Source organism: Vibrio sp. Vb1574, assembly GCF_033338675.1.
In genome coordinates this window covers 1-1066 of record NZ_JAWOTC010000434.1, presented here as the reverse complement: position 1 = coordinate 1066, position 1066 = coordinate 1, and the positions used below count along the sequence as shown (strand labels likewise).

Below are 1066 nucleotides of genomic sequence, written 5' to 3'. Positions count from 1 at the left end.
GATGAGTTTCTGTCTTCATCAGCTTCAACGCTTAATGAAATCGCGTTAGCGGCTGACATTGAAGAGCGAACGCAGAACGTCGATGTCTTTCTCGGTAACAGCTTGTTTGTTAGATTAGTCGATATGTTTGGCCGATTAAATACTGAGGTGTTTACCAATCGCGGAGCGTCGGGTATTGATGGTCTATTTGCCACAGCTTCTGGTGTGCAGCGCTCACGAGGCAAGCCGCTATTGATGTACATCGGAGATACATCGGCGCTTTATGACCTCAACTCGCTCGCGCTGTTTTCTCGTAATGATCTGCCGTCAGTACTTGTGGTCACAAACAATGATGGTGGTGCGATTTTCGATATGTTGCCAGTGCCTCAGGAGCATCGCACTGCGTACTACCAAATGCCCCACGGTTATCAGTTTGAACATGCAGCTAAGCAGTTTGGCTTAAAGTATGAAAAGCCAACTACATTAGAAATGTATCAAGCAATGGTTGCTGAGCACCTGTCGAGCGGCCAAGGCACAATGCTGGTGGAAGTTCAAACCCCACCAAGCCAAGCCGCAGAGTTGATAAAGGCATTTAATAAGAGCCTGCATGCTTCACTCTGAGCGTCTCTCTCCAACTGAAAAACACCAAAGTGGTGATCTTCCCACTCTGGTGTTTTTGCATGGTCTTTTAGGAAGTGGTGCTGATTGGCAAGCTTGTTTGGATGAGCTGACTCAGTTTGAACGAGTCGTTATAGACCTTCCTGGTCATGGTCGCAGTCAGTTTACAAAGTGCAACGATCTCGATGATTGCTGCAAACTTCTTAATTCCACACTATCTTTATTATTTCCTCCGCAACAACCACTTATTTTGATTGGCTACTCAATGGGTGGAAGAATCGCAATGCACGGTCTTGCTGGTGAGTGCTTCTCAGATCTCAATATTGTCGGCGCGATTGTGGAAGGGGGAAACTTCGGGCTTCAAACAGAGTCAGAGATACAGTCAAGATTGCACAACGACCAAAAATGGGCACTGCGCTTCGAGAGTGAACCACTTGGACGTGTTTTGAGCGATTGGTATCAACAAGCG

The 1066-nt window shown here is 46.8% G+C and carries 2 protein-coding genes; both read left to right on the top strand.

The genetic code is table 11. The features are described from left to right. The coding region (locus tag R7O12_RS26685; protein WP_318127087.1) for a thiamine pyrophosphate-dependent enzyme at positions 1-600 on the top strand (600 nt) is incomplete at its 5' end. Continuing rightward, positions 587-1066, top strand: a 480-nt coding sequence (locus R7O12_RS26680) for an alpha/beta fold hydrolase (RefSeq protein WP_318127086.1), incomplete at its 3' end; no start/stop codon positions are given. The genes R7O12_RS26685 and R7O12_RS26680, both read left to right, overlap by 14 nt.